Source organism: Aeromonas molluscorum 848, from assembly GCF_000388115.1.
Lineage (GTDB): Bacteria > Pseudomonadota > Gammaproteobacteria > Enterobacterales > Aeromonadaceae > Aeromonas > Aeromonas molluscorum.
Genome location: NZ_AQGQ01000194.1, coordinates 1 through 6914, shown reverse-complemented (window position 1 = coordinate 6914; position 6914 = coordinate 1). Strand labels below are relative to the sequence as shown.

Annotated in this window: 7 protein-coding genes; 4 read left to right on the top strand and 3 right to left on the bottom strand. The window is 60.8% G+C overall.

Annotated features, from left to right (window positions below):
* The first annotated feature begins 280 nt into the window (after positions 1-280).
* The 4 genes from G113_RS18000 to G113_RS17985 all read left to right on the top strand — a co-directional run bounded on the left by G113_RS18000 (position 281) and on the right by G113_RS17985 (position 4725).
* Complete coding sequence (locus tag G113_RS18000; RefSeq protein WP_005908205.1) at positions 281-1453, top strand: acyltransferase family protein; 1173 nt, start codon at positions 281-283, stop codon at positions 1451-1453.
* A 382-nt stretch (positions 1454-1835) separates the two neighbouring features.
* Positions 1836-2873, top strand: a complete 1038-nt coding sequence (gene selD, locus G113_RS17995) for a selenide, water dikinase SelD (RefSeq protein ID WP_005908204.1) — start codon at positions 1836-1838, stop codon at positions 2871-2873.
* Positions 2870-3973, top strand: a complete 1104-nt coding sequence (mnmH, locus tag G113_RS17990) for a tRNA 2-selenouridine(34) synthase MnmH (protein WP_005908203.1) — start codon at positions 2870-2872, stop codon at positions 3971-3973. Before selD ends, mnmH begins: the two co-directional genes overlap by 4 nt.
* A 107-nt stretch (positions 3974-4080) precedes the next feature.
* Complete coding sequence (locus tag G113_RS17985) at positions 4081-4725, top strand: MBL fold metallo-hydrolase (RefSeq protein WP_005908202.1); 645 nt, start codon at positions 4081-4083, stop codon at positions 4723-4725.
* A gap of 166 nt (positions 4726-4891) precedes the next feature.
* Here G113_RS17985 and rplY read toward each other — a convergent pair whose 3' ends face one another.
* From rplY to G113_RS17970, 3 genes are all read right to left on the bottom strand, one after another.
* Positions 4892-5179 (bottom strand): 50S ribosomal protein L25, encoded by a 288-nt coding sequence (gene rplY, locus G113_RS17980; protein WP_005908201.1) that lies wholly within the window; start codon positions 5177-5179, stop codon positions 4892-4894.
* 108 nt (positions 5180-5287) lie between these two features.
* Positions 5288-6061, bottom strand: coding sequence for a type IV pilus assembly protein FimV (locus tag G113_RS17975; protein ID WP_005908199.1), 774 nt, complete (start codon positions 6059-6061; stop codon positions 5288-5290).
* Between the two features lie 76 nt (positions 6062-6137).
* Positions 6138-6914 (bottom strand): DUF3418 domain-containing protein (locus G113_RS17970; RefSeq protein ID WP_005908197.1); only part of this gene is annotated, 777 nt, incomplete at its 5' end.

The following is a 6914-nucleotide window of genomic DNA, read 5'->3' as shown; positions in this document are numbered from 1 at the left end:
GTTTCATCGGGACGCTCCTCGCACTCGGATGGATGACTTCCCTAGTCTAGATCCCCTCTTCACCTTTCGATACAGCGCTTATTCCGTGCTGGTTTTTGGATGATAAATGCACATTCATGATGAGAATAACACCCATATGGCTCTCATTTAGGTAGAGTGATCCCGCCTGTGGCCGCCAAGCCGGGGCAGCCGACTCATCAGGGTTGATGAGCGGCACCACAACAAAAATCGATGTCAGGCCAAGCTGAACATCATCAAGGATCCCGTCATGAATTAATCATTGCCGCTGTTGACGCCGCTGCGGGGCATCGCTGCCCTGATGGTGGTGCTGTTCCACGCCCGCTTGCTGCTCTTTCCCCAGTGGATGGAGCCTATCGCAGCCCACACCCAACTCATCGAGAACGGCTACCTCTGGGTCGATCTCTTCTTTATTTTGAGCGGGCTGGTGCTGGCCCACGTCTACGGGGAGGCCTTTGCCCGCTCGCCCCGCACCATAGGTTATGGCCGCTTCCTCTGGCTGCGGCTGACCCGGGTTTATCCCCTCTACCTGGTGACCCTGCTGCTGCTGGTGGGCTGGGAGCTGTACAAGGCCCGCCATGGGATTGGCTTCTACGCCGGCCCCCTGTTCAAGATGTGGGAGTGGGAAGGGATACCTCCTTTCGGCTCCCCCTTCACCCCGGCCGAGGCGCTGCCAAGCAGCCTGCTGCTGCTGCAGGTGGTGACCGATCAGGGGCTGACCTGGAACTTCGCCGCCTGGTCGCTCAGCGTGGAGTGGATTAGCTATCTGCTGTTTCCGCTGCTCATTCCGCTCGCCGTCACCCGCAGCCGCTGGAGCCATCTCGCCCCCCTGATGGCACTGACGGTATTGGCGTTCATCGTGCACAGCCGTGGCACTCTGGATGTCACCAGCGGGGCGTTGGCGGTGGGGCGCGGGGTGAGTGAATTCGTGCTCGGCCTCTGGCTGCTGCCAAGAGTCAAGGCCGCCCGCCAGTGGCCCATGATGCAGCGGGATCTGCCGCTGCTGCTCGCCTTTCTCCTCCCCTTCGCGCTGATGCAGTTCACCATGACGCCGCCGCTGACCCTGCTGCTGATCGGCGCCTACGTGTTGCTGATCTGGATTGCCGCTGCCCAGAGAGATCGCCAGAGCCCGCTGCTGCGCCTGCTGGACAACCGCTTCACCAACTGGCTGGGGGATCTCTCCTACTCCATCTATCTGCTCCATGCCCTGGTGCTGCTCACCGGCTGCGAGCTTGCCCACTATCTGGCACCGGGGCTCACCGAGTGGTGGTACGCCCAGACCAACCCCTTGCTGGGCGTGCTGGCCACCCTGTTGATGCTCGCCGTGCTGATCGGTCTCTCGTCCCTCAGCTACACCCTGCTGGAGCGGCCGCTGCAACGGCGCCTGCGCCGACTCGGCAAGGCTCGCCAGCCGGTGATGGAGCAAGCCGGCTAAGTCCCCACCAAAGATGGCCCCGATGGCAGCATGGCTCGCCTTCGGGGCAACTCAGGGGAGAGCCATGCCAGCGTCATGGCGAAGACCGTGCCCTCTCTTTCAGCCCGCCAATTCCCTGCGTTTTGTGTGAATTCCCGTTCGAACCAGAGAGGCCACTTGTGGCATAATGGCCCGTCCTGTGGCCCTTGACGGGGCTGCGCCGGCGCATCTGTCGCCCCTCCTCCCCCGTCCTGCTAGGCTGCCTTGCACGGTTGCCTGACATCGCTGCGCTCAAAGCCAGCCAAGGCCACCCCAGTTTCGCGCGCATACGCGCACATTTGACGGCTCCACAGAGCCGCTGCACTTATTTGTACACACAAGTTTGCACACACAAGGGGAAAGTATGTCTTCCATTCGTCTGACCCAATACAGCCACGGCGCTGGCTGCGGCTGCAAAATCTCTCCCAAGGTGCTCGACACCATTCTCAAGAGCCAGATCCCGGGTTTTGACGATCCGACCCTGATCGTCGGCAACAGCAGCAAGGATGACGCCGCCGTGGTCGATATCGGCAACGGCCAGGGCATCGTCTCCACCACCGATTTTTTCATGCCCATCGTCGATGATCCCTTCACCTTCGGCCGCATCGCCGCCACCAACGCCATCAGCGACATCTACGCCATGGGCGGCAAGCCCATCGTCGCGATCGCCATCCTCGGCTGGCCCATCAATACCCTGGCGCCCGAGATTGCCCAGCAGGTGATCGACGGCGGCCGTCAGGTGTGCCACGAGGCGGGCATTTCACTGGCTGGCGGTCACAGCATCGATGCCCCCGAGCCCATTTTCGGCCTGGCGGTGACCGGCATAGTGCCGCTGGATGCCATCAAGCAGAACGACACCGCCAAGGTGGGTGATGTGCTCTATCTCACCAAGCCCCTTGGCATCGGTATCCTCACCACGGCCCAGAAGAAGGGCAAGCTCAAGCCCGAGCATGAACAGCTGGCCCCCGATGCCATGTGCACCCTCAACAAGATTGGCCAGCAGTTTGCCAAGTTGCCCGGCGTGCATGCCATGACCGACGTGACCGGCTTTGGACTGGCGGGCCACCTGCTGGAGATGTGCGAAGGATCCGGGCTGCGCGCAAGCTTGAACTTCAAGGCGTTGCCGCTGCTCGCTGAGGTGGATTACTACCTGGGCGAGGGCTGCGTGCCCGGCGGCACCCTGCGCAATTTCGACTCCTATGGTGACAAGCTCGATGCCATGGACGATCGCACCCGCAACATCCTGTGCGATCCGCAGACCAGTGGCGGTCTGCTGGTGGCCGTCGGTAAAGAGAGCGAAGCCGAGCTGCTGAGCATTGCCCGCGAGGCGGGGCTCTCCCTCTCTCCCATCGGCGAGATCCTGCCCCTCGAGGGCAGCCGTTTCATCGAGGTCATCCAATGAGTGACTTGCCGCTCGCCACGGATCTTGCCGGCATCTTCCTCGAAGATGTGCCCCTCATCGATCTGCGGGCTCCCATCGAATTCAAGGAGGGCGCCTTCCCCACCGCCACCAGCCTGCCGCTGATGACCGATGAAGAACGTGCCCAGGTGGGTACCTGCTACAAGCAACAGGGCCAGGCGGCAGCCATTGAGCTCGGCCACCAACTGGTGGGGGGCGCCGTGCGCGCCGAACGCCTCGAAGGCTGGCTGGCGCAGATAGCGGCCCAGCCCGATGCCCTGCTCTACTGCTTTCGCGGCGGCTTGCGCTCGCAAACCGTGCAGCAGTGGCTCCATGAGGCCGGGGTCACCCGCCCTCGGGTGGCCGGTGGCTACAAGGAGCTGCGCCGCTTTCTCATCGATACCCAGGACAAGGCAGCCGCCGAGTGCCACTGGAGCGTACTGACGGGCATGACGGGGTCTGGCAAGACTCATCTGCTCGGCCAGGTGGCCCAGGCCATCGATCTGGAAGGACATGCCCACCACCGAGGTTCTTCGTTTGGTCAATTGCCGGGAGGCCAGCCGAGCAATATCGATTTTGAGAATCGATTGGCCATCGAGATCCTCAAGCGCCGCCACTTGGGCGAGCTGCGCTTCGTGCTGGAGGACGAGAGCCGCCTCATCGGCCGCTGCTGCCTGCCGCTCTCCCTGTTCGATGCCATGACCCAGGCTCCCCTCGTCGTCGTGGAGGTGCCCCAGGCCGAGCGTGCCGAGCAGATCCGCGAAGATTATGTGCACGATCTCTGGCTGCGCTATCGCGACCTGCATGGGCAAGAGGCGGGCTGGCCCCTGTTTGCCGACTACCTGATCGGTGCCCTCGCCAGACTCAAACGTCGGCTGGGGGATCAGGGCCATCGCGAGCTGGATATTTTGATGCAGTCAGCCCTGGCAGAGCAGGCTCTCAATGGCAGTACCCAGGCGCACCTGTCCTGGATCACCCTGTTGCTGACCCGTTACTACGACCCCATGTATCTCTATCAGCTTGGTAACAAGCGCGATCGCATCGTGTTTCGTGGAGACAAGCAAGCCTGTCTTGACTACTTTGCCGCGCAAAACCTGGCCTAGTCGACGGTGCCGACTCCCGTAAATTGAACAGCGCCACCCCGCCGGTAACGCACTGGGAAGTAGTGGATTGGGTGGCGGCCTGTTTGCCCCCTATGAGAGGAATTGACATGCTGAAATACGAGGTGATCCCTGTCACCCCTTTCGCTCAGAACTGCTCCCTGATCTGGTGCGATGAGACCCGTCAGGCGGCGCTGATCGACCCTGGTGGAGAAGCCCCTCGCCTGCTGGCGGCCATTCAGGCCCAAGGTCTGGTACTGACCAAAATATTGTTGACCCATGGTCACCTCGACCATGTGGGCGCGGCTGCCGAGCTGCGTGAACAGACTGGCATTGCCATCACGGGCCCCCATCAGGAAGATGCCTTCTGGCTCGACATTCTGCCCCAGCAGAGCCAGATGTTCGGCTTCCCCCACACCCCCGCCTTCAGCCCGGATAGCTGGCTGGTCGAGGGGGACAAGGTACAGCTAGGTAACTGCGAGCTGGAGGTCTATTTCTGCCCCGGCCATACCCCGGGTCATGTGATATTGCTCAGCCAGAGTGAGCGACTCGCCTGGGTTGGCGACGTGCTCTTTGCCGGTGGCATAGGCCGTACCGATTTTCCCCGTGGCGATCACGCGACTCTCATTCGCTCGATCACCGAAACCCTGCTGCCTCTGGGGGATGACATCGTCTTCATCCCAGGTCACGGTCCCAGCTCGACCTTTGGCCGCGAGCGCGTCAGCAATCCCTATCTCACCCAGCCCGTCTGGTGATCAAGGTGCGGAGCACTCATTGAAGGAGTGCTCCGGCTGATAGCCCGGCCGGCAGCCTGATGGATAAACTGCGAGATAGCCCCGGCCAATCGGGTTTCCGGTGAAAAACAGCCATAAAAAAACACCTCCACAAGGGAGGTGTTTTTATCACGAACTAAGCGAGAGCTTAGACGCGGATGAAGTCCATGTGAACCAGTTTGGCTTTAACTGGGTGACGCTGGATAGCCTTCACTTTCACGTTGACTTCTTCACCGTTCACTTTCAGGGTCAGCACGGATTCGTAGAACTCCGGCTTGGCTTGAGCGATGATGAATTTTTTGTGGTCAACAGTGATGGATACTGCTTCTTTGCCTGCACCGTAGATGATGGCAGGAACTTGGTCAGCATGACGCAGGCGGCGGCTCGCACCTTTCCCCAGGTCAGAACGGACTTCAGCTTCGAATATGAAAGACATATTGGTTATCTCTATGTAGATGACTTTATGATGCTGACTGCGACCGATCAGCACCTCGCAAAACGAGCGCGGATAGTAGCATGGCTATCACGGCAGTGACAAGAAAGGTTACAGGCTGCCATCGAGTCGATTGAACTGCTGGTGACGCTCCGCGGGGGTGAGCGCCTCGAAACTGGCCAGCAGCTGCGGCGCCGGGCAGCGCAAGACATCGCCGCTCTTGACCACTGGCTTCACCCCCAACTGCTGACGATTGGCTTCATAGAGCGCCAGCACATAGCTGTAGGTATCTTTGCCCTGCCCCTTGGCCAAAGTGCTGGCGATGCGCCATAAGGTTTCGCCTGGTGCCACCCTGTGACAGATGTCAGCCACCCCCTCTCCCTTGGCCAGAGCTGGCTCGACCAGGTCCGGTGCGACCGAATGTCCCTGCCTGGGCATCCGATAGCCGAGCATGGGGGATGCCAGCAGAAGACCGTATTGATTGGGAAGACTGAACTCGGGCAGCACTGGCACATGGCTGGTGGCTTGTTCGAGCACCTGCACCTGATTGAGGTTGGTCGGTTGTGCCGGCTCCACGCTGGCAATGCCATACGCCATCTCATCGATGCGCTCCAACCGGGCTAGGTAGGCACGGGAGAGCTGGGCCTGACCCTCGAACAAGTCGAAAGGGGGCACCAGCCTGGCCGGGAACAATACTTGCCAATGCCCCTTGTATTGGCGGCTGGCCAACGGGGGGTATTGATTGCCATGCCAGGCGGCAAAAATGGGCGGCGGCGCCTGGCGCAGCGGATAGTATTCAGGATTCAGGCTGACCCAGGTCTGCTCGGCAATGGGTTGATACCCACTGATGTTGACCAACGCCATCCCTAACCAGAGTCCAAGCATGCCTGCTCCTTTTTATCTCGACTAATCAAACGGCTAGCGAGGCGACCTTCCCTGTCAACCCCGCCATGCCATCAGGTTAGCACTGAGCGATGGCACTCTGCACCCGTTTATCCGAGACCGGATAGGGGGTGCCCAGTTGCTGAGCAAAGAACGATACCCGCAGCTCTTCGATCATCCAGCGGATGTTGGCCACCTCGGGCGGGACCGGCTGGGACTTGGGGATCTTGGCCAGCAACGCCTTGTAATCGTTCTCGACGATCGAAACCTTGAGCATGTAAGCCCTGTCCCGATTGGGATCGATGGCCAGCTTCTCCATACGCCGCTCGATGGCGCGCAGGTAGCGCAGCAAGTCCGGCAGCCGCTGCCAGCCGGTCTCGGTCACGAACCCCTTGTGAATGAGGTTGCTCAGCTGAAGCTGGATATCCGACATGGCAAAAGCGGTATCGAGTTGCATCTTGCCCTTGAGCCGCTTCTTGATCTCATGAGACAGGGTCAGTACCGCTTCCACCTGGCTGGCTACCTCGACCACCGCATCATTGAGCTCGGCGCGCACATACTCCTTGAGCGCGTCAAAACCCGCCTCGTCCCAGGCCAGGCCGCCGTGACGTTCCATGAGCTTGTCGCAGCCGCAGGCGATGCAATCGTCAATCAGCTCGGCCACCTTGCCAAAGGGGTTGAAGTAGAGGCCGAGCTTGGCTTTGTTGGGCAGCTTCTCCTGCAAATACTTGATGGGGGGATGGCACATTGAGCAGCACCGAGGCGGCGCTCGGCCCGCCCACATCAGCTGCTGCTGGGTCACTGGGCTCTCCACCAGCTGGATGGCGACCGTAGTCTTTCTGATCGGACCAGGGTT

Bases quoted from the DNA above. Each gene is read 5' to 3' on its own strand.
- selD (WP_005908204.1), top strand. From the start codon at position 1,836: ATGTCTTCCATTCGTCTGACCCAATACAGCCACGGCGCTGGCTGCGGC.
- mnmH (WP_005908203.1), top strand. From the start codon at position 2,870: ATGAGTGACTTGCCGCTCGCCACGGATCTTGCCGGCATCTTCCTCGAA.
- G113_RS17985 (WP_005908202.1), top strand. From the start codon at position 4,081: ATGCTGAAATACGAGGTGATCCCTGTCACCCCTTTCGCTCAGAACTGC.
- rplY (WP_005908201.1), bottom strand. From the start codon at position 5,179: ATGTCTTTCATATTCGAAGCTGAAGTCCGTTCTGACCTGGGGAAAGGT.
- G113_RS17975 (WP_005908199.1), bottom strand. From the start codon at position 6,061: ATGCTTGGACTCTGGTTAGGGATGGCGTTGGTCAACATCAGTGGGTAT.